The organism is Sphingopyxis sp. (assembly GCF_016704835.1).
Classification (GTDB): Bacteria; Pseudomonadota; Alphaproteobacteria; order Sphingomonadales; family Sphingomonadaceae; genus Sphingopyxis.
In genome coordinates this window covers 34,284-55,588 of sequence record NZ_JADIZJ010000001.1, presented here as the reverse complement: position 1 = coordinate 55,588, position 21,305 = coordinate 34,284, and the positions used below count along the sequence as shown (strand labels likewise).

Genomic DNA, 21,305 nt, shown 5'->3' with positions numbered 1-21,305 from the left:
CAGGCCAAATTCGCTCGTCGCCGCGTAGACGACAGCTGCCCCCGCCTTCGCGAGGGCGGCGGTCATACCGCGACGCAGCCAGCGCCAGCTCGGTCCATCCCGAAGATCAACCCTGCCCCTACTGCTGCTTGCCCTGCCAAACGCTGCGCCCGAACTGCGACGGCTGCGCGCTCCCCAGCACCAGTCCCGGGCGCCGCGCCGGCGCTGTCGGCGGCGGGACGATTTCGAACCCCGCGATATGGTCGGGAACGGCAGCCCCGCTGCCATGCGCCGCGCGCAGACGTGAGGCCTCGACCGGTCGGTCCGTCTGGATGCCAAAGCGATGGCCCGCAACCCAGCGCACCGTGCCGAGCATCGGTTCGTGACCGGGCAGGAACACCGTGATTCGTTCACCGATATGCAGCGCGCCCGGCGCCTGCCCACCGATACCGGTTTCGGACACGTTGCGGATCGTTACATCGAATTGACCGAGTCGCGTGCAGGCAAGCGCCGCCTTGACGAGGCGCGACTGACGCGGCTGGCGCTTCTCGTCCGAAGGAGGTGAGGCTGGGGGAGCCTCGGGAATTGACATGGCGCGACCCATTGCTGTCGCCCGACCCCCACGTCGGCCGATAATTATGGTCCCGTTGTCGCGGTAACAGCGGAAGGTAAATTTTCGTATAGCGTGTTCGGTAATATTTACGGGTCAGGGCGCGGGCGGCAGCCCGCCGAAGGTGATGATGCTCTCACTGCCATCGGCCGAAAGCGCCGAAACGCCGAAGAAATGATCGTCGACGATTACCCCGGGCAGCATCAGCTCGGCTGGAGCATCGCCCGCGACCTGGCGGCTGTCCGTCCACGCCATACTATCGGCGCGGCGCCAGTGGATGCGGTATGCGGCGGCGCCGGCGATCGGCAACCATTTGATTGTGGTGTTCGAGCTGACCGCGCCATCTATGCTGACGCTGGTGGGCGCGGGCGGCGCGGCGGCAAGCTCGCTGGCCAGCACGACGTTGAGCGCGGTGACGCGCGCCAGATAGGCAAAATCCATCTCGTCGACAGTGTCGCCAAATTTGCGGCCATTGTCGGTGCGCAGATCCTGATGCTGATGGTCATAATCCTCGATTCCGACGGTGAAGCGGATCGCCGGATAACCCAGCTCGAGCGACGGCAGATGATCGCCGCCGCGGCGGAAACGGTCGGGGCGGCGCACCGCGAGCACTTCCAGCCCGATCGCCGGGCTCTGCTGTCCGGCGCGGATCGCTGCCTTGGCCAGCGCGCGCGACGGGCCATCGTCCTCGCCGCCGATCCCGCGCCGCGCGAGTTGCGCGGCCAGATCCTCCGACGCGCGGATGCCTTCGCTGAACACGCGGACGCGGTTGTCGACGATCGACCCGTCGGTGCCGTGAGTGCCGCCGACGATATCGTTGTTGAGCATCGCCGCGACCTGCCAGTTCTGGTCTTTCGCATGCTTTGCCAGAAGCTTGCCGCCCCACAATCCCTGTTCCTCGCCCGACAAAAGCGCATAGACGATCGTCGCGCGGTGCTTCTGTTTCGATAACAGGCGTGCGGACTCGATCACGAGGGCGGTGCCCGAGGCATCGTCGTTGGCGCCGGGCGCGTCGGCGGTGAAGTTCATCGGGTCGCTGACGCGGCTGTCGATATGCCCCGCGATGATGATGACATGCGCGGGGTCGCCGGTGCCCTTCTGGATCGCCAACACATTTTCGACGATTACGCCGTCGGGCGCGCGCGGCCCGTCAAAGCGATTGGCGATGCGTTTGACTTTAAGGCAGCCGCCGCAAGCCCTGGAAATGCGTCCAAACTCGGCTGCACCCCAATTGCGCGCCGCGCCGATGCCGCGTTTGGGATCGGTCGCCGAAGACAGCGTATGGCGAGTGCCGAACGACACCAGTTTTTCGACGTCGGCTTTCAAGCGCGCGGGGTCGGCGGCGGGGGTGGCGTCCTTCGCGTGCACCGCCATGGGTGCGGCGAGGAGCAGGGCGGCAAGCAGACTGTGTTTGATCATCCCCGCTTCATGCGGCGTTGCAGGCACAAAGAAAAGCCCCTCCCCGTCGGGGAGGGGCTTTGACGTTAGCGCAGGCCCGAGAAACGGATGTCCTGCACGCGGCCATAGCGGATGTCGCAGGTGAATTTGCCCTGATCGTAATAGCCACCACGACCCCAGCGACCGCCGTAACCGTCGCGGACGACGACGCGGCCCTTCACCTTATAACCATCGCGTTTGCGATCGATGCTGGTCACCTGAGTGACGTCGGTGTTGCCATAGCGGCGGCTGCCGTTTTCGACCGCACCGACGCACTGGTTCACGGCGCTGCGGCTGTTGCCATAGCGGTTATAATCGTAGCCATAGCCGTAGCGCGCGTCGTTCTAGCGGGCGCGATAACGGTCGTCATAACGATCATATCGGTCGGTGTTGCCGCTCGACAAAATCGCGGCGAGGCCTCCGAGCACAACGGCGCCGGCGATCACTTCGCCCGCGCTGATCCCGTCGCGGTCATACCGGTCGCGGGCAGCGGCAGGCGCGGCGCTCATCAACATCGCGCCAGCGGCGGCCGCACCAATTGCGGCCTTGGTCAGGTTGGTCTTGATAGCCATGGTTCGGTCTCCTTTAGGCGCAGGCAGCAGCGTTGCAGCCTGTTGGAGACGTTCTACCGATTCGGGGGTGACACGACGCTGAACCCGTCGCTTATCTGGCGTTCAGCCTTGGTTTTGCTGGCGTTCAGCTTCAAAGCGAAGGGCCGCGCCACCCTCAGGCGACGCGGCCCCGCATAAGCTGTTGATCAAGGGGCAGGTTCAGCCGAAATTGACGTCGACGACGCGGCCATTGCGATAGCTGCATCCGAAACTGCGAACCTCGCCGCCCAGCTGCGACGCGGTGCCGGTGACGTACCAGCCGCCATTATTCGCCTCGGTGCCGTCGATGCGATCGACGCGCGCATCGTCGCCCATTTCGGCCTCGACCGCCCAGCTGCACGCATCGGCGGCGCGCGTCTGGGCATCGCCATCGCGATAGGGGCGCGAGTCGCCGGTTTCCGGGCGATCGTCGACCGGCGGCACAAAATCGCTGTCGCGCTGGTCATAGCGCTGGTCGTCGCGATACGGCGGGTCGTAACGATAATTGGGTGCTCGCTCGCGCTTGTCCTTGCTCGCGGCGCTGGCGATCGCGGCGATGGTGCCGATGATCAGCAGGCCGCCAAGGACGTCGCCGGTGCTGACGCGGTCGTGATGGCGATAGCCCCAGCCGCCATGGCGCGACCGCGCTTCGGCGGGGACGGCGCTGATGCCGACCGAGGTGACGACGACCGCGGCGGCGGCGGCAAGGCTGGTGAATTTACGCATCGAGGGATACTCCCCAAGGGCGGGCAAAGGGTGGTCCGGCCCGCGATATTTATGCGCTACGCGGTCAATGCTTTCGCGCCGCTGAACCGTTGCTCTCACGGGACGAGACGAGTCTCGAAATGGTAAGGGCCCGCCATCGTTGCGACGGCGGGCCTTCGAACTCCAGGTGACCAGACCTGTCGGGTAATCAGCAGGCGCAGCGCGGCATGGGCCGGGGCTTCCATTTTTTCTTTGCCACATAGCGTTTCCGCACCGGCACATTTTCATAAAAGGTCCGCGTCGTCGTCTCGACCGTTTCGGTCACGACCGGCGCCCCGCCGGTGATGATCGTCGTGACCACAACGCCGGGGGTGTAGTAGCCATAGCCGCTCTGATGATAGGTCGAGCCGCCATGGTGCGAACCGCGGCTCGACCACCAGGCTTCGCACTTCTTCTTGTCCGACGCATCGCCGATCGCAGCACCGGCGAGCGCGCCAAGGCCGCCGCCGATCAGCGTGCCCGCGGTGCGATCACCGTGCCCGGCGATGCGGTTGCCGACGACGCCCCCCACGACACCGCCGACAACCGCGCCGCCTACCGTGCCCCCCCGGCCACAGCGGCGTTCCATTTCTGCGTCATGCCGCGGGTCGTAACCGGCGCCATAATAGTGATGCGGAGGCGGCGGATAGCCGGCGCCATGGCCCTCGACGGTGCCTTCATAGCTGCCGTCGTAACGGCGACCGTCGGGCGTTTCATAGGTGCCGTTCCAAGTGCCGGTCCAGCGGCCTTCGGCGTCGTAACCCGATACGCGGCGATATTCGACTTCGCTCGGCACTCGATCGGCATGGCCCGTGTAGACGCGGACATCGGGATCGGCGGGCGTGCCATAATCGAGCGCGGGGCGCGGATCATGATTATAGGAGGCGCTGACAGCCACGTCGGTGGGCGCGCGCGCGTCGATCATCGGCGTTTCGGCATGGGCACGGCCCGCCAGCAACAACGACCCTGCGGCCACCCCCAACAAAACGAACGTGCGCATGACTGACTCCCTGTTCCCTCGGACCGGGCCGATTGGTTAACAGCTTGTTAGCAAAATCGGCGGCTTTTCGCGAATCCGTTAACCGTGAGGATGTCGTCCCGATTTGGGTCAGCTAAGGGCAGTGGCGAGCGGCGGGAAGCGATGTCCGCGACCCGTCGTGCCCACCGTGCGCCTGGCGCGTTTCGCCGCGCCCAATGTTAACGATGTAAATTCATTCTTGACCCCGCGCGCCGCAGACGTCAATGTTGACGGCGACAACATTGATTCCCCGGAAGACGATGCCTCATGCGTGCCATGCTCTATGCCATCGGACCGATGCTGTTCGACTCTCTCGGCGTCATCGTATTTGCGGTGTTGCTGACCGTTGGTGCCGGGATCGGCCCGGCCACAGTCGCCGGCACGGTCGTCGCGGTCGCAGTCGTTGGATATGAACTCGCGAGCGGGCACAAAGTCGCGGCGTTGCAGTGGATCAGCCTGGCGTCGGTGCTCCTCGCCGCCGCAGCGACGTTGTTCACCGGCGATCCGCGCTTTGTGATGGCGAAGCCGACGATCGTCTATCTGATCGTCGGGACGGTGATGCTGCGCAAGGGCTGGCTCAGTCGCTATATTCCCCCGGCGCAGTTGGCTATCGTCGGTGACGTGATGGACCGGTTCGGCATGATCTGGGCGGCGATGATGTTCGCGAGCGCCGCGCTCAACCTGATCGTCGCACTCTTTTCTACAGCCTGGTGGCCGCTGTTCATCGGCGTCTTTCCGCTTGCGTCGAAATTCGGCCTGTTCGCCGTCCATATCGCGGTGGTGCATGTCATCACGCAGACCCGGCTCCGCCGCCGTGCCGGCGGGCTGCATCCGGCTGAATAGAAGAAGATTATTCCCCGGCGAAAGCCGGGCCCCAATGGATGTTCTACTGGTATTGGCCCCAGCTTTCGCAGGGGAAAATATTCGCGCGAGCGCCTTAGTCGGCGTCGAGGCCGTAAGCGGTGTGCAGCACGCGCACCGCGAGTTCGGTTTCATCCTCGTCGATCAGCACGCTGACCTTGATCTCGCTGGTCGAGATCGCCTGAATGTTGATGCCGCGATCGGCCAAGGCGCGAAACATCGTGCTCGCGACCCCGGCGTGGCTCTTCATGCCGACACCGACGACGCTGATCTTGGCAACCTTGTCGTCGCTGATGATGCGGTTGAAACCGATTTTGTCTTTTGCGGCGTCGAGCAGGTCGATCGAGCGCAGCAGGTCGGTTTGCGGCACAGTGAAGGTCACGTCGGTCTCGCCCTTGTCGCGGCCGACGTTTTGGATGATCATGTCGACGTTGATCCCGGCCGCGGCGAGCGGGCCAAAGATATTGGCAACGCCGCCCGGCCGGTCGGGCACGCGGGTGACGATAACCTTGGCTTCATTCTTGTCGTGGGCGATGCCGGTGATCAGCTGCCGTTCCATCTGATGTTCCTCTATTTCCTCGTCGCTGACGATCATCGTGCCTTTTTTGGGAGCTTCGTCGCCCTCGACAAAACTGGAGAGCACCTGAACGCGCACGCCCATCTTCATCGCCAGCCCGACCGAGCGCGTCTGAAGCACTTTGGCGCCGACGCTCGCGAGTTCGAGCATTTCTTCATAGGTGACATAGTCGAGCTTGCGCGCACGCGCGACGATGCGCGGGTCGGTGGTATAGACGCCGTCGACGTCGGTGTAGATGTCGCAGCGGTCGGCTTTCAGCGCCGCGGCGACCGCGACCGCGCTGGTGTCCGACCCGCCGCGGCCGAGCGTCGAAACGCGGCCGTCGTCCATCAGACCCTGAAAGCCCGGGATCACCGCAACCTCGCCGCGCGCCATCGCGGCGCTTAGCGCGCCGGTGTCGATATCGGCGATACGCGCGCGGGCATGAGCTTCCTCGGTGCGGATCGGCAGCTGCCAGCCGAGCCAGCTGCGCGCGGGCGTGCCCGTCGCCTGCAACGTCAGCGCGAGCAGGCCCGAAGTGATCTGTTCGCCCGCGGCGACGACAACGTCATATTCGGCGGGATCGTAGCGCGGATTAGCCTCGCGGCAGAAATTGACGAGCCGGTCGGTTTCGCCGGCCATCGCCGAGACGACGACCGCGACCTGATTGCCGTTGGCGACTTCGCGCGCGACGAGTTTCGCGACGGTGCGAATCCGCTCGGTGCCCGCCATCGACGTGCCTCCGAATTTCATCACGATCCGCGCCATGTCGCCCCGCTTTCCTGATCTGGTTTCCACCGCAACTTTTCCAAGCTTTTCTGCGGCGCTCGGCTGTTAGGCAAGGGGGCGTGCGATGGCAAGACCGGCTTGGCTCGCAGCAGATAGAATTTCTTGCATGGCGCGAGGCGGAGTGCCACATCGCGGGGCATGAGTGCTGCCACGATCAACCCGCAAGAAGCCGCCCATTTCGGGGCACTCGCCGCCGACTGGTGGGATCCGCACGGGTCGTCGGCGATGCTGCACAAGCTCAACCCGGTGCGGCTTTCGTATATCCGCGCGCAGATCGACGCGCATTGGCATGGCGATGCGCGCGAGCGGTTTTCGCTGGCTGGGCGGAGCGCCATCGATGTCGGTTGCGGAGCGGGGCTGCTCGCCGAGCCGCTGGCACGGATGGGCGCTAAGGTGACGGGCGTCGATGCGGCGCCCGAGAATATCGCCGCGGCGCGGGCGCATGCGGCGGGGCAGGGGCTGACGATCGATTATTTTGCGGGCGAACTGGCTGCGCTGCCTCCCGCGACCTTCGACTTTGTCACGTCGATGGAAGTCGTCGAGCATGTCGCTGATCCCGCCGCCTTTATCGTCGAACTCGCAGCACGGCTGGCGCCCGGCGGGTTGATGATCCTGTCGACGCCGAACCGCACGATGCTGTCGAAACTCTTGCTCGTCGAGGCTGCCGAGCGCGTCGGTGCGGTGCCGCGCGGGACGCACGACTGGGATCAGTTTCTGAAGCCCGAAGAACTCACCAAGCTGCTAGAAGACGCGGGTCTTGAAGTCGTCGACCGCACCGGCCTGCTGCCCTCGCTCGCCAAGGGCTTCAAGCTCGGCGGCAGCGAGGCGCTCAACTATCTGGTCGCTGCGCGGTGGCCGGCTTAATCCGCGATCCGCGCGTCGATGCCTATATCGCGAAGGTGCAGCCCTTTGCGCAGCCGATCCTGAGCCATTTGCGCGAGTTGGTGCATTACCATGCGCCTGGCGCCTACGAAACGCTGAAATGGGGCGTGCCGCATTTCGTGCTCGGCAGGCAGAATTTCGCGGGCATGGCGGCGTTTAAGGATCATGCGACCTTTGGTTTCTGGCGCGACGAGGAGGTGACGGGCTCGCCGCGCAACAAGGGCGCGATGGGCAGCATGGGGCGGCTGGCGTCGCTGGCTGATCTGCCGAGCGATGAAGCGATGGCGGCGATGATTGTGAAGGCGGTGGCGCTCTGCGACGAAGGTAAGCCGAAACGTCCGCCACCGAAGCGCAAGCCAGCGCTCGATCTGCCTGCCGATCTCGGCACAGCGCTCAAAGCCAATTTTGCAGCCCAAAGTCATTGGGATGCATTCTCACCCGGCAAGCGCCGCGACTATATCGAATGGGTGATCGAGGCGAAGCGCGAGGAAACGCGCCTCAAGCGTATCGAAACGATCGTCGCGCAGGTTGCCGAGGGAAAGGACCGGAACTGGAAGTATAAAGGCTGTTGATCCGTCCGATCAGAAATCGACATCCTCATAATATTTCGGCGGTGTCACGATTTCCATCCGCTCGGCGAGCAGCGGACGAAAGCTTGGCCGCGACTTCAGTCCCGAATACCAGCCCTTGGTCTGCTCATGCCCCGTCCAGTCGATCCCGCCGAGATAATCTGCGACCGAGATATGCGCCGCGGCGGTCAGGTCGGCGAGGCTCATCGTCGCGCCAGCGAGCCAGGTGCGGTGGTCGATGAGGTAATCAACATAGTCGAGATGGTTGTTCGCCGCCTTCATCGCCTCGCGCAGCGCACCGCCGTCGGGCGGCTGGCGGTGGACGATACGTTTTTGCATGCGCTCGAATAGTAGCGGCCCGGTGACCTCATAGTAGAAATCATGGTCGAACCACGCGGTCAGGCGGCGGATTTCGGCGCGGTTGGCCGCGGTGCCGTTGATCATCGCCTTGCCTTCGACAGTTTCCTCGAAATATTCGGCAATCGCCATGCTGTCGATCAGCACCTGACCGCGCGCCTGATCAACCATCACCGGGGTGCGCCCCGCCGGATTGAGGTCGATGAACTCGTCGCGGCGCTCCCACGGCGATTCGCGCACCAATTCATAGCCGACGCCTTTTTCGCCCAGCAACAGGCGCACCTTGCGCGAAAAGGGACAGAGCGGGAATTGATAGAGTTGCCACATGCGCCCGGCATAGCGGCAGCGGGGCGCCGCGCGCAACGGGTATGGCGCGCTGCGATGCTCCCGAGTTGTGGATTGTCAGCTTAGCGGCGCGGGGCGGCGCGTTCGCGTTCCCATTGTGCGGCCATGTCGCGCGCCATGTCCTTGAGCACCGGGGCGTAAACGGCGAGCGCCGAAGCGGCTTGTCCGGCCATCCGCGTCGTGGCGCGCACGTCGGCGCCCATGCGATCGGCATAATCGGGATCGCGGCCCGCAACCTCGCCCAGCGTTGCGTCGCGTGGGATATAGGCGGCGTCGGATTCGGGATCGACGCGGGCGATGGCGTCGGCGAGTGGGCCGACCGGCATCTGCATCAGCGCGCCGACGATCGCGGTGATGGTGTCGGCCATGCGGTCCTGCGCCACCGGATCGTTGAGCGTTGCGACGGTATCGCGCAATTCGCTATCGGCTGCGGCCGCGGGGAGCGGCGCGGCGAGCACGAGCAGGGGGAGAGCGATCATGGTCAAACGTGTCACGGCTTTCATCCCTTCAAAGGACGCAAGGTTCAGCAAAGGGGCGTGCATAGCGGTGCAACGCTTTCGCTGCGCTGAACGTGCGCTCCTCTTGCGATGAACTGCCGCCGGAACGGGATAAGCGATCCTCGCTGTCGCGCGGCGATGAGTAGGTGGCAGCGCGGAGCGCTGATGGAGGGCCATGGAGCCGACGCGGCTCCTCCACCATCGCCTTCGGCGACGGTCCCCCTCCCCATCGCTGCGCGACGGGGAGGACTTATTCCGCCGCGACCACCTCTGCCTCGGCATCGCTCAGCGGGTGGGTCAGGCGGGAGAGCATTTCCTTGGGGCAGACCTGCCAGAACTGACCCTTCCAGCGGTCCCAGTCGGCAAGGATTTCGCTCGACCATTTGCTTCCCGTGGCCTTGGCATGGTCCTCGACCAAATCCTTCACCACCGCTTCCCAATGCGCGCTGTTGATCCGTTGCCAGACGATCGATTCGGGATTGGCATGGCGCTCGAACTGGCCATTGGTGTCGAGGATGAATGCCATGCCGCCGGTCATTCCGGCGCCGAAGTTGGAGCCGACGGGGCCAAGGATTACCGCGACCCCGCCGGTCATATATTCGCAGCCGTTGGCGCCGCAGCCCTCCACAACAACTCTTGCGCCCGAATTGCGGACCGCGAAGCGCTCACCCGCCTGGCCCGCCGCGAGCAAGGTGCCCGCCGTCGCGCCGTAAAGGACGGTGTTGCCGATGATACTGTTATGCTGGCTCACCAGCGGACTCGACACGGTGGGGCGCACGACAATGCGGCCGCCCGACAATCCCTTGCCGACATAGTCGTTGGCATCGCCGAACACTTCAAGCGTGATGCCGCTGCACAGGAAAGCGCCTAGCGACTGGCCCGCGGTACCGCGCAGGCGGACCTGAACATGATTATCGGCGAGCCCGTTCATTCCGAACTTTGCCGTCACTTCGGCCGATAGGCGGGTGCCGACGGCGCGGTGGGTGTTGCGGACATTGTACGTCAGCTGCATCCGCTCACCGCGTTCGAACAGTGGCTTCGCGTCATTCAGGATCTGCGCGTCGAGGCTGTCGGGGACCGGATTGCGGAGCAGTCCATGTGAGCGGCGCTGGTTGTCGGGGGCGTCGACCTTGGCGAGGATCGGGTTGAGGTCGAGATCGTCGAGATGTTCGGCGCCGCGGCTGACCTGGCGCAGCAATTCGGTGCGGCCGATCACTTCGTCGAGGCTGCGGCAGCCGAGCCGGGCGAGGATTTCGCGCACTTCCTCGGCGATGAAGGTCATCAGGTTGATGACTTTCTCCGGCGACCCGGTGAACTTCGCGCGCAGTTTTTCGTCCTGGGTGCAGACGCCGACCGGACAGGTGTTGCTATGGCACTGACGGACCATGATGCAGCCCATTGCGACGAGGCTCAAAGTCCCGATGCCATATTCCTCAGCGCCCAATATCGCGGCGATGACGATATCGCGCCCGGTCTTGAGTCCGCCATCCGTGCGGAGACGGATGCGGTGACGCAGGCCGTTGAGCGTGAGTACCTGGTTGACTTCGCTGAGCCCCATTTCCCACGGCGTGCCGGCATATTTTACGCTGGTCTGGGGCGAGGCGCCGGTGCCACCGGTGTTGCCCGCGACGAGGATGACGTCGGCGTGGGCTTTCGCAACGCCCGCGGCAACGGTGCCGATGCCCGCCGAGCTGACAAGCTTCACGCAGACCCGCGCCCTCGGGTTGATCTGCTTGAGATCATAGATGAGCTGCGCCAGATCTTCGATCGAATAGATGTCGTGGTGCGGTGGCGGGCTGATCAACGTCACCCCTGGCGTTGCATGGCGCAGGCGCGCAATGAATTCGGTAACCTTGAAGCCGGGCAGCTGGCCGCCTTCGCCGGGCTTGGCGCCCTGGGCGACCTTGATCTCGATCTCGTCGCACGCGCCGAGATATTCAGCGGTGACGCCGAAGCGGCCGCTCGCGATCTGCTTGATATTGCTGTTGGCGTTGTCGCCATTGGCATAGGGTTGGTAGCGTTCGGTGGCTTCGCCGCCTTCGCCCGACACCGCCTTGGCGCCGATGCGGTTCATCGCGATTGCCAGCGTCTCATGTGCCTCGGGCGACAGCGCGCCAAGCGACATGCCCGGGGTGACGAAGCGCTTGCGAATTTCGGTGATTGCCTCGACGCTGTCGAGCATCACGCCCTGGGCCGGATAGTTGAACTCCATCAGATCGCGGAGGTACACCGGCGGCAAGTCGGCAACGCCGCGCGAAAACTGCAGATAGGTCGAATAGCTGTCCGTCGCGACCGCGGTCTGCAGCAAATGCATCAGCTGCGCCGAATAGGCGTGCGTCTCGCCCCCCGCGCGCTGGCGATAGAAGCCGCCGATCGGCAAAGTCGTCGCGCGCTTGTCGAAAGCTGCCTCATGCTTCTCGGTCGCGTTGATGAATAACGACTGGTAACCTTCGCCCGAAATCTTCGCCGGCATACCCGGGAACAGGTCGTTGACCAACGCGCGGGAGAGGCCGACGGCTTCAAAATTATAGCCGCCGCGATAGCTGGAAACCACCGCGATCCCCATCTTGGCGAGGATCTTGAGCAAGCCGTCGTCGATTGCCTTGCGGAAACGCAGGCGGCAATCGTCGATCGAAAGCTCACTGCCGAACAATCCGCGCGCGTGCCGGTCGGCGATCGCCGCTTCGGACAGATAGGCATGGACCGTCGTCGCGCCGACCCCGATCAGCACCGCAAAGGCATGGGTGTCGAGCACCTCGGCTGACCGCACGTTGATCGAGGCATAGCTGCGCAGACCCTTGCGGACGAGATGGGTGTGGACCGCGGCAGCGGCGAGCACCATCGCCATGCCGACGCGATTTTCACCGATGCTCTGGTCGGTCAGGAACAGTTCGCTGCGCCCGGCGCGCACCGCATCTTCGGCCTCGCGGCGCACGCGCGCAATGGCTTCGCGCAGGCTCGCGGCGTCGCCGCCGACGGGGAAGGTGCAATCGATGTCAGCCACCGCATCGCCGAAATAGGCGCGCAGCCGATCCCAGTCGTCGCCGACGAGGACGGGGGAGTCGATGACGAGGACATGGTCGCTCTGCCCCTTTTCGTCGAGGATGTTGGCAAGGTTGGCGAAGCGTGTCTTCAGGCTCATCACATGCCGTTCGCGCAGGCTGTCGATCGGCGGGTTGGTGACCTGACTGAAATTCTGGCGGAAGAATTGGGCGACGTGACGCGGCTTGTCGGAGATGACCGCGAGCGGGGTGTCGTCGCCCATCGACCCGATCGCTTCCTTGGCATCCTCGACCATCGGCGACAGGATCAGCTCCATATCCTCCATAGTCAGACCCGCGGCGACCTGACGGCGAAGCAAATCGCTGCGCTCGAAAATCGGCAGGCTCGATTTGCCGCCCTTGGGCAAGTCGGCCATGGTGCGGAAACCGCGGACGCGCGCGGGATAATCGTGGGCGTCGGCGATCTTGTTCTTTATCGCCATATCTTCGTAGAGGACACCCTCATTGAGATCGACGGCGATCATCTGGCCGGGGCCAAGGCGGCCCTTCTTGCGGATGCTCGCCTCGGGCAGCAGCACCATGCCGCTTTCTGACCCGACGACGAGCAGATTGTCGGCGGTGAGTGTGTAGCGCAGCGGGCGGAGCGCGTTGCGATCCATGCCTGCAACCGCCCAGCGACCGTCGGTCATTGCGAGCGCGGCGGGTCCGTCCCACGGCTCCATGACGCTGGCGAGGTAGCTATACATCGCACGGTGGTTGTCGGGCACGTCATTTTCGTTGGTCCACGCCTCGGGGACCAGGATCAGCTTCGCGGTCGGGGCGTCGCGCCCGGCGCGGCACAGCGTTTCGAATACCGCGTCGAGTGCGGCGGTGTCCGACGCACCCGCCGGGATCACCGGCTTGATGTCTTCCGAATGTTCGCCGAAGGCGAGGCTCGCCATTTTGATCTCGTGGCTTTTCATCCAGTTCTTGTTGCCGCGGATCGTGTTGATTTCGCCATTATGGGCAAGGCAGCGGAACGGCTGCGCCAGCCACCATTGCGGAAAGGTGTTGGTCGAATAGCGCTGGTGGAAAATCGCGACGCGGCTTTCGAACAGCTTGCTGGTCAGATCGGGATAAAAATCGGCAAGGCTCTCGGCGAGGAACAGCCCCTTGTAGATGATCGAACGGCACGACAGGCTGCACACGTAGAAGTCGGCGATCTGCGCCGCGATGACCTTTTTTTCGATCCGACGGCGGACCAGATAGAGCTGCTTTTCGAACTCGGCGAGCGATGCTTCGTCGGGCAGCGGCCCGGCGATCATGATCTGCTCGATTTCGGGGCGGGTGCGCTGGGCCTTGTCGCCGATCACTGACACATCGACCGGCACTTGGCGCCAGCCATAGATGGTGAAGCCCGCGTCGATGATCTCGGCCTCGACGATCGTGCGGCAATGCTCCTGCGCTTCCAGGTCGGTGCGCGGCAGGAAGATCATGCCGACGGCGAGGCGGTTCGGACGCACTTTGTGCCCCGACGCGGCGATCGCATCGTCGAAGAAGCGCACCGGCAGGTCGACATGGATGCCCGCGCCATCGCCGGTCTTGCCGTCGGCATCGACCGCGCCGCGATGCCACACTGCACGCAAAGCCTCGATGGCTGCCTCGACGACGCGGCGCGACGCCTTGCCATCGGTCGCCGCGACCATGCCGACGCCGCAGGCATCGGATTCCATGTCGGGGCGATACATGCCGTGTTCGGCAAGTCGGGCGTGTTCGGCGGTGGGGTAGTGGGTCATCTTTGTCGTCCTGACGGTCTATTCGTGTTCGTCATCCCGGCGTCCGCTGGGATGCCGGCAGTATTCAGTCGGGCAGCTTCTTGCGCGCGTTGGCGACCGCTTCTTCCTGTGCTTCGGCGGCGGCGACAGCCGCATTTCCGGATGCGGCTTCCAGATCCTCGACGTGCTTCAAGTCGGCGGCCGACCAGTTGCCGCGGTCATAGGCGGGATCGTCGACGGCGTAATCGCTGGCAGCTGCGGCTGCTTCCGCCGCGGCGTCGGCGGCATCGCCCGCTGCATCAGCGGCAGCGTCCGTCGGTTCAGCATAATCCGCCGCATCCGCCGCAGCATCGACCGCAGTGGCTTCGACAGACTCAGTCTTCCACATGTCGCGCTGTTCCTTCAGCACCTTCACATCGACCTTCATCAGCTTGGCGAGCGCGGCGAGTTCCTTGTCGCTAAAGTCGGACAGCTGCTTTTCTTTGGGCAGCTCCTTCATGTCCTTTTCGATCTGCGGCCCACGGTCCATGAATTTTGTGACCATTGGCGGTAGCGCCTTCATCACCGCAACCATCACTTCGGGATCGGCCTGCAGTTCCATCCATTCGCTGGCATAGAAGCTCCCTGTGGGTGTCGCGAGGAAGGTGTTGAGGTCGGTGAGCTGCGCCGCGCTGAACTTGCGGGCATAGGCCTTGGCCATGCCGCCGCGCATGGGTCGCTCCAAATCGGTCAGCGCTTCGCTGATTAGCGGCTTGAGTACCCGGGTGATCTGGTCTTCGCGTTCCTTGCGATGCGGATCGAACATATCGGCGATTCTGGTCTTCGTCGCCTCATCGAGCGTCGCAATCTTGTCGCTTTCGACCCCGGTCTTGATCGACAGCATCAGGTCCGACTGGCCGCCAAGCTCGCCCATGATCGTCTTGAACATCTTGCCATAGAGATTGTCGATCATCTTCTCGAGGCTGCCGGCGGGGATCAGCGCGTTCATCGTCTGCTGCGCGAGCGTCAGGCGGGCGGGCTCGATTGGCGGCAGGCTGCTGGTGTCGAACATTTTTTCGACCAGCGCGATCGCCTGATCCATTTCCTTCTGCATTTTGGCCTTGGCGTCGGCGGCATAGGCTTCGCTGTTGACATCGCCTTGGCTATCGTCAGCGACGATTTCGGCGACGGGCGCTTCCTGAGCGGTGGCAGTCAGCGGTGTCAACGCGAACGCCCCGGCGAGCAGCGTCAATTTGAACTTCGACATCATGAATTCCTTCCCCTGTTGGTCATGCTGCCTTCTTTTCGCTTTTCGCTTTGGCTTTCAACCACGTTGCCATCTGGTCGCTGACATCGCGGCCATCGCGGATGCCCCAGACGACCAGGCTGGCGCCGCGGACGATGTCGCCCGCGGCGAAAACACCGGGCAGACTGGTCATCATCGTCTGGTGATCGACGCGAAGCGTGCCCCAGCGGGTGACGCTGAGGTCGGGGGCCCCGAACAAGTTGGGCAGGTCTTCGGGATCGAAGCCCAGCGCCTTGATCACCATGTCGGCGGGCAGGTCGAAGGTGCGGCCGGGGTCGACTTCGGGGCTGCGGCGGCCGCTGGCGTCGGGGGCGCCGAGGCGCATGCCCGCGACCGCGACCTCTTTGACATGTTTATCAGCGGTGAAGCTGTTGGGCGCGGAGAGCCAGACGAATTCGACGCCTTCTTCCTCGGCGTTCGCGACTTCGCGCAGCGAGCCGGGCATATTCTCGCGGTCGCGGCGATAAAGGCATTTGACCGACTTGGCGCCCTGACGCACCGCAGTGCGGACGCAGTCCATCGCGGTATCGCCGCCGCCGATGACCACGACATGCTTCCCCTCGGCATTCAGGCGGCCGTCGTCGAACGCGGGAACCGCATCGCCAAAGCCCTTGCGGTTTGACGCGACCAGATAGTCGAGCGCAGCAACGACGCCTTCGGCTTCGTTGCCGGGAACATTGATCTCGCGCGCCTTGTAAACCCCGGTGGCGATCAGCAGCGCGTCATGCTTCTGGCGCAGCGCGTCGAGCGTCGCATCGCCGCCGACTTCGAAGCCCAGATGGAAGTGGATGCCGCCGTCGGCGAGCCGGTCGATGCGCCGCATCACGACCTCTTTTTCCAGCTTGAAACCAGGTATGCCATAGGTCAGCAGCCCGCCGGCCCGGTCGTGACGGTCGTACACATGCACCTCGTGCCCCGCGACGCGCAGATATTCGGCCGCCGTCAGTCCCGCCGGGCCGGCGCCGATGATCCCGACCGACTGGCCGGTCGCCGTGCCGGGGTGCAGCGGTTCGACCCAGCCCTCGGCCCAGGCGGTATCGGTGATGTATTTTTCGACGCTGCCGATGGTGACCGCGCCATGGCCCGAAAACTCGATCACGCAATTGCCTTCGCACAGGCGGTCCTGCGGGCAGATGCGGCCGCAGATCTCGGGCATTGTCGACGTCGCATTGCTCAGCTCATAAGCCTCCCGCAGCCGCCCCTCGGCAGTCAGGCGCAGCCAGTCGGGGATATGGTTGTGCAGCGGGCAATGCACCGAGCAATAAGGGACGCCGCATTGCGAGCAGCGCGCGGCCTGTGCGTCGGCATCGGACGCCGCATACCGCTCGGCGATTTCGCGAAAATCCCGCGCGCGCTCCTCTGCGGAGCGTTTGTCCGGATAATGTTGTTCGCGCTCGACAAACTGGAGCATGCGATCGGCAGCCATGCAATTTCCCCTTCGATGCGGGGCAGATGCATGGCTGGAAAGGCTCTGTCACGGGTGAAATGACAATTAGGGAAGTTTTGCTGTCCTTAAATTCAATCCAAATTGAAAATATACAGTTTCAAGCGCAATTATCTTTCACAATTAATACCGTATCGGCCCTATCTCGAGTTCAGCCAGATCAGCGCAGCGATGCCCACGATGATTCGGTACCACGCAAAGGGCGCGAAGCCATATCGGGTGACGACGGCCAGGAACCCCTTAATCACCGCCCAGGCCACGACGAACGAGACCAGCGCCCCGACCGCGATCAACCCCAGATCATTACTGGTGATCGCGTCGCGATGTTTGAACAACTGCAGCACCGTCGCGCCGGTCAGCGTCGGCAGCGCGAGGAAAAAGCTGAATTCTGCGGCGGTCTTGCGGTCGACGCCGAACGACATTGCGCCCAGGATCGTGGCGCCCGAGCGGCTGACCCCGGGGATCATCGCGAGGCACTGGACAACGCCGATCAGAACCGATTGACGCACCGACAGGTTGGCGACGCCACCGCTCTCGACCGGCTTGGCGAAGCGTTCGACGAGCAGGATCGCAAAACCGCCGATAATCAGTGCCCATGCAACGACGACGGCATTTTCCAGCAGCACCTCGATATAATCACCGAACGCCAAGCCCAGCACGACCGCCGGGAAAAAAGCGAGTAGCAGGTTACGAACAAAAGCGATCGCCACTGGATCGCGGCGGAAAAAGCCGGTGAACATGTCCCAGAACAGTTTCCGGTACAGGACGACGATCGCGAGGATCGCTCCCGGCTGGATCGCGATATTGAAGATCGCCCAGCGCGAGGCATCATAGCCAAGCAGCTCGGTCGCGAGGATCAGGTGGCCGGTTGAGGAGACGGGAAGAAATTCGGTCAGACCCTCGACAATGCCGAGGATGATGACGGTCAGCCAGATACCCATCAGTGCGAGGCAAGCTGTGCAAAGCGGCCGTGGCGGCGATATTGCACCAGCCAGTCGTCAGCGACCGCGGCGAGCGAAGTTGGCGCGACGCCCAGCTCGGCTAGCCCCGCGGCGCCATCGGCGACGACATTGTCATTTTGCAGCATCAGCCACTGATCCTTGGTGATCGGGGCGCCAGGCGCCCAGCCAAATCCCGACGCAAGCGCCCCGGCCACGACATCGGGAACGTCGACGAACAGCGGCGAGCGGCCGGTCGCATCGGCGATCCAGCGCTGCAACGCGCCCATCGTCATTACCTGCGGCCCGCCCAGCTCAAAGGTCTGCCCCGCGGCAGCATCGTCCAGCGCGGCCACAACGGCGTCGGCGACGTCGCCGACGTAGACCGGTTGGAACTTCGTGTTGGGCGCCACGACGGGGACCACCGGCGCCATGCGGATCATCGCGGCAAAACGATTGATGAACTGGTCCTCGCGGCCAAAGACGATCGAAGGGCGGAGGATTGCGGCGCCCGAGAAGGCAGCGCGCACCGCGGTTTCGCCATCACCCTTGCTGCGGCCATAGGCCGACAGGCTGTCCCGATCGGCGCCGATCGCTGAGACATGGACCAGCGCGCCGACGCCGGCCGCTTTGGCCGCGGCGGCAACATGGCCCGCCCCATCGGCCTGCACCGCCTGCATATTGTCGAAGGCGCCGACCAGATTAATCACCGCATCGCTTCCCTGCACGGCGCGCGCGACGCTGGCGGGATCGCGAACATCGACCGCGACGAACTGCGTCTGGCCTAGCCCGCCGAGCGGCTTGAGGAAAGTCGCAGCGCGCGGGATGCGCTGCGCCACGCGGACACGCGCCCCGCGCGCGAGCAGGCGCTGCACAACATAGCGGCCCACGAAGCCGCCGCCGCCCAGCACCGTGATCAATTGCCCGTCGAGTTTCTGCATTGCGTCCGCCTGTGATCAATTCTTTCAGGGTGGCGCTGCGAGCGCCCGATGGCATCCCCATGCCGCGAAGCGGGGGAGGGGGCAAGGGGCGTCCGCGGTCCGACGACGTGAAACCCGCAGCATTGCGATAAAATGTGCGGCGAGCCGCGCGCCGCGGTTGACAAGCCGCCAGCCCCCCCGCTAAGCGCCCGCTCCTACCCCGTGCCCAGATGGCGGAATTGGTAGACGCACCAGCTTCAGGTGCTGGCGCTCGCAAGGGCGTGGAGGTTCGAGTCCTCTTCTGGGCACCATATCTTCCTCGCGTGGCGTGGTCAAAAATAGGAACCGACAGCGAAAACTCCTGCGTAGAAACGCAGGGCTGAAGCGGAGTTGCGCGTGCTGTCTGCTGTTGCAGGGCGGTGCGCGTCGCGCATAATCGAATCGCATTCGCGCCGAGCGTCGCCAGCATTGCAGCTGATCGTCAGTTTTTCAATCCGGAAGGTGCTGGTGCCGCTTACAGGACTCGAACCTGTGACCCCATCATTACGAATGATGTGCTCTACCAACTGAGCTAAAGCGGCAACGAGGCGCGCCTGTATCAGCGAGGCGGAACGAAAACAAGCATCGTTGGGCAGAATCTCCGGTGGATTGCAACGCCGGCATTTCGCTTGCGGATCATTGCGATTGGTCGGATGTCCGTTTCGTGGTTTGCCGTCGGGAAGGGCAAAAAACTTTCGTAGTTGAATGTGCTTCGGGCCTCGCCTTATGTGAACTAGTACGTGTCACTTTCCAGTGATGGTCCTATCCTGCTCCAAGGGTTCGCCGCGGGCGCAGGGCGTCGCCTATGGTCCGCTGACCATTTGCGAGCATAATATCTCGATTGCTGTTCGATCGGATGAAGCGATCGATATCGTCGATCTCGCTTTTCGGGTCATCAATGAAGACTATGTGGTTGCCGCCGCGCCCATACTGTCGCCGAATGAGGCGCTTGCGGAAGCGGCCGCGCCATACAAAATAGAGGTTGTCTGGCCCGCGAATGCAGTGCCAGCATTTCGATATTCGGGTGTGGTGGCGCCCGAGGACAGGCGCGAACTAATCTATCCGCGCATTGGCGTTTGCGAAGACGCCATATTCTACGCAATTCCGACAATCGCCGGCCAACGGCGCAAGCCCGATAGCTGGCGCCAGATGTGATTATCACCTCGCCATCCTTTGACGAAACCCCATCCGACAAGACGATTCTGGTGCGTTTTTTGATGAATGTGGACGAGAATTCGTCGTGCTTCCGTCTATCTGATCCGGCGTCGGGAAGTTCGGATTTCCCGGGTGCCGCCGCCATTCGTGCGCGCCTCGCCTGCCGCAATTGACCGGCCCGGCGATCGGACTGGCAACGAGCGCTCGTCAAGTTTTTCTTTCCCGATCGTCAGCTCGGCGCGGCTTGTCTCCCCCTGCGCCTCATGCAAGAGACGCGCTCGCGGGTAATGGGAGAGAAAGCGATGCAGTTCGACGTGGTGATTGTGGGGGCTGGTCATGGCGGTGCGCAAGTTGCGATCATGCTGCGCACACAGAAATTTACCGGCAGCATCGCGATCATCGGCGACGAGCCCGAGCTTCCCTATGAGCGTCCGCCGCTGTCGAAGGAATATTTTGCCGGCGAAAAGGAATTCGAGCGCATCCAGCTGCGTCCCGCCAAATATTGGGACGAGCGCGAGGTGACGGTGCTGCTTGGCACGCGTGTCGTCGCTGTCGATCCTGCAGCACATAGCGTCACCACCGATGGCGGCGAGGCGATCGGCTATGGCAAGCTCGTCTGGGCGACAGGCGGGTCGCCCCGCATGCTGCCAATCCCCGGCGGCGATCTGCCTGGCGTACAGGGGGTGCGCACCCGAGCCGATGCCGATGCGATGAAAGCCGCGTCCGAAACGGCCGGCCAGATCGTCGTCATCGGTGGCGGTTATATCGGGCTCGAGGCCGCCGCGGTGCTGCGCAAGGCGGGCAAGAAGGTGGTGCTGCTTGAGGCGCTCGACCGCGTATTGGCGCGCGTCGCGGGGACCGAACTATCGCGCTTCTACGAACGCGAACATCGCGAACATGGCGTTGACCTCAGACTTGGCGTTGCGGTCGAGGCTATCGAGGGCGAAGACCATGTGACCGGCGTGCGGCTCGCCGATGGCGAGGTCGTCGCTGCCGATCTGGTCATCGTCGGAATCGGCATCGTCCCCGCGGTCGAACCGCTCATCGCGGCAGGCGCTGACGGCGGCAATGGCGTGCTTGTCGATCGGTATTGCAAGACCAGCCTGCCCGACATCTATGCAATTGGCGACTGCGCCGCGCATGAGAATGATTTTGCCGAAGGCGTTGTGATCCGGCTGGAATCGGTACAGAATGCCAATGATCAGGCGAATGTCGTCGCCAAGGGCATTTGCGGCGACGAAGCACCCTACCATGCGATTCCTTGGTTCTGGTCGAACCAATATGACCTCAAGCTCCAGACCGCGGGGCTGTCGACCGGCCACGACCGCGCGGTGATGCGCGGCGATCCGGCAACGCGAAGCTTCTCGGTCGTCTATCTGAAGGCAGGCCGCGTGATCGCTATCGACTGCGTCAACGCAACCAAGGATTATGTTCAGGGCCGCATGATCGTCACCGCCGGATTGGCGGCGACCGCCGAGCAACTTGCCGACACCGAAACCCCGCTGAAGGCGCTGCTGCCCTCCTGATCCGGCCG

The 21,305-nt window shown here is 63.8% G+C and carries 19 protein-coding genes and 2 tRNA genes; 6 read left to right on the top strand and 15 right to left on the bottom strand.

All coding sequences use genetic code 11. From position 1 onward, the window contains the following. Window positions 1–118 precede the first annotated feature (118 nt). The 6 genes from IPF76_RS00260 to IPF76_RS00240 all read right to left on the bottom strand — a co-directional run bounded on the left by IPF76_RS00260 (window position 119) and on the right by IPF76_RS00240 (window position 4,360). A complete protein-coding gene (locus tag IPF76_RS00260; RefSeq protein ID WP_293838071.1) occupies window positions 119–571 on the bottom strand; it encodes a PilZ domain-containing protein in 453 nt (150 codons plus the stop codon). 114 nt (window positions 572–685) lie between these two features. Next, the gene (locus tag IPF76_RS00255) at window positions 686–1,963 is read right to left on the bottom strand and encodes a M28 family peptidase (RefSeq protein WP_293841819.1); all 1,278 of its coding nucleotides are present in this window, start codon (window positions 1,961–1,963) and stop codon (window positions 686–688) included. A 110-nt stretch (window positions 1,964–2,073) separates the two neighbouring features. After that, on the bottom strand, window positions 2,074–2,310 hold the full coding sequence (locus tag IPF76_RS20675) for a hypothetical protein (RefSeq protein WP_366498861.1): 237 nt from the start codon (window positions 2,308–2,310) through the stop codon (window positions 2,074–2,076). A gap of 60 nt (window positions 2,311–2,370) precedes the next feature. After that, on the bottom strand, window positions 2,371–2,598 hold the full coding sequence (locus tag IPF76_RS20670; protein ID WP_366498859.1) for a hypothetical protein: 228 nt from the start codon (window positions 2,596–2,598) through the stop codon (window positions 2,371–2,373). Between the two features lie 198 nt (window positions 2,599–2,796). Beyond that, window positions 2,797–3,342 carry a hypothetical protein gene (locus IPF76_RS00245; protein ID WP_293838068.1) on the bottom strand — a complete coding sequence of 182 codons (546 nt, stop codon included), beginning with the start codon at window positions 3,340–3,342 and terminating at the stop codon, window positions 2,797–2,799. 187 nt (window positions 3,343–3,529) lie between these two features. After that, complete coding sequence (locus tag IPF76_RS00240; RefSeq protein ID WP_293838065.1) at window positions 3,530–4,360, bottom strand: glycine zipper 2TM domain-containing protein; 831 nt, start codon at window positions 4,358–4,360, stop codon at window positions 3,530–3,532. 285 nt (window positions 4,361–4,645) lie between these two features. On the opposite strand from IPF76_RS00240, the gene IPF76_RS00235 reads away from it, so the two are divergent. Continuing rightward, window positions 4,646–5,221 carry a septation protein IspZ gene (locus IPF76_RS00235; RefSeq protein ID WP_293838062.1) on the top strand — a complete coding sequence of 192 codons (576 nt, stop codon included), beginning with the start codon at window positions 4,646–4,648 and terminating at the stop codon, window positions 5,219–5,221. Between the two features lie 94 nt (window positions 5,222–5,315). On the opposite strand, the gene IPF76_RS00230 is transcribed toward IPF76_RS00235, so the two are convergent. Further along, a complete protein-coding gene (locus tag IPF76_RS00230) occupies window positions 5,316–6,563 on the bottom strand; it encodes an aspartate kinase (protein WP_293841816.1) in 1,248 nt (415 codons plus the stop codon). A 159-nt stretch (window positions 6,564–6,722) separates the two neighbouring features. On the opposite strand from IPF76_RS00230, the gene ubiG reads away from it, so the two are divergent. Beyond that, the gene (ubiG, locus tag IPF76_RS00225; RefSeq protein WP_293838059.1) at window positions 6,723–7,448 is read left to right on the top strand and encodes a bifunctional 2-polyprenyl-6-hydroxyphenol methylase/3-demethylubiquinol 3-O-methyltransferase UbiG; all 726 of its coding nucleotides are present in this window, start codon (window positions 6,723–6,725) and stop codon (window positions 7,446–7,448) included. After that, entirely contained in the window at window positions 7,436–8,038 is a 603-nt protein-coding gene (locus IPF76_RS00220) for a YdeI/OmpD-associated family protein (protein ID WP_293838056.1), read from the top strand. Before ubiG ends, IPF76_RS00220 begins: the two co-directional genes overlap by 13 nt. Window positions 8,039–8,047: 9 nt before the next feature. On the opposite strand, the gene IPF76_RS00215 is transcribed toward IPF76_RS00220, so the two are convergent. The 7 genes from IPF76_RS00215 to IPF76_RS00185 form a co-directional block, all read right to left on the bottom strand. Beyond that, a complete protein-coding gene (locus tag IPF76_RS00215) occupies window positions 8,048–8,719 on the bottom strand; it encodes a glutathione S-transferase family protein (protein WP_120218272.1) in 672 nt (223 codons plus the stop codon). 80 nt (window positions 8,720–8,799) lie between these two features. Beyond that, the gene (locus IPF76_RS00210; protein WP_293838049.1) at window positions 8,800–9,231 is read right to left on the bottom strand and encodes a hypothetical protein; all 432 of its coding nucleotides are present in this window, start codon (window positions 9,229–9,231) and stop codon (window positions 8,800–8,802) included. A 253-nt stretch (window positions 9,232–9,484) separates the two neighbouring features. After that, window positions 9,485–14,011: a glutamate synthase large subunit gene (gene gltB / locus IPF76_RS00205; RefSeq protein WP_293838046.1), complete on the bottom strand. Its 4,527-nt coding sequence runs from the start codon at window positions 14,009–14,011 to the stop codon at window positions 9,485–9,487. A gap of 64 nt (window positions 14,012–14,075) precedes the next feature. Next, complete coding sequence (locus tag IPF76_RS00200) at window positions 14,076–15,239, bottom strand: DUF2059 domain-containing protein (RefSeq protein WP_293838043.1); 1,164 nt, start codon at window positions 15,237–15,239, stop codon at window positions 14,076–14,078. Between the two features lie 19 nt (window positions 15,240–15,258). Then, complete coding sequence (locus IPF76_RS00195; RefSeq protein WP_293838041.1) at window positions 15,259–16,701, bottom strand: NAD(P)-dependent oxidoreductase; 1,443 nt, start codon at window positions 16,699–16,701, stop codon at window positions 15,259–15,261. A gap of 158 nt (window positions 16,702–16,859) precedes the next feature. Further along, the gene (locus IPF76_RS00190; RefSeq protein ID WP_293838038.1) at window positions 16,860–17,660 is read right to left on the bottom strand and encodes an undecaprenyl-diphosphate phosphatase; all 801 of its coding nucleotides are present in this window, start codon (window positions 17,658–17,660) and stop codon (window positions 16,860–16,862) included. Next, window positions 17,660–18,598, bottom strand: a complete 939-nt coding sequence (locus IPF76_RS00185) for a complex I NDUFA9 subunit family protein (protein ID WP_293838035.1) — start codon at window positions 18,596–18,598, stop codon at window positions 17,660–17,662. The genes IPF76_RS00190 and IPF76_RS00185 overlap by 1 nt, the downstream gene beginning before the upstream one ends. Window positions 18,599–18,801: 203 nt before the next feature. Between IPF76_RS00185 and IPF76_RS00180 the strand changes: the two genes are divergently transcribed. After that, window positions 18,802–18,888, top strand: a tRNA-Leu gene (locus tag IPF76_RS00180). A 194-nt stretch (window positions 18,889–19,082) separates the two neighbouring features. Here IPF76_RS00180 and IPF76_RS00175 read toward each other — a convergent pair. After that, window positions 19,083–19,158 (bottom strand) — tRNA-Thr (locus tag IPF76_RS00175). Window positions 19,159–19,767: 609 nt separating this feature from the next. Here IPF76_RS00175 and IPF76_RS00170 point away from each other — a divergent pair. Both IPF76_RS00170 and IPF76_RS00165 read left to right on the top strand, forming a co-directional pair. Next, window positions 19,768–19,944 (top strand): hypothetical protein, encoded by a 177-nt coding sequence (locus tag IPF76_RS00170; RefSeq protein ID WP_293838032.1) that lies wholly within the window; start codon window positions 19,768–19,770, stop codon window positions 19,942–19,944. 129 nt (window positions 19,945–20,073) lie between these two features. After that, window positions 20,074–21,297 carry an FAD-dependent oxidoreductase gene (locus tag IPF76_RS00165; protein WP_293838030.1) on the top strand — a complete coding sequence of 408 codons (1,224 nt, stop codon included), beginning with the start codon at window positions 20,074–20,076 and terminating at the stop codon, window positions 21,295–21,297. Window positions 21,298–21,305: the final 8 nt, after the last annotated feature.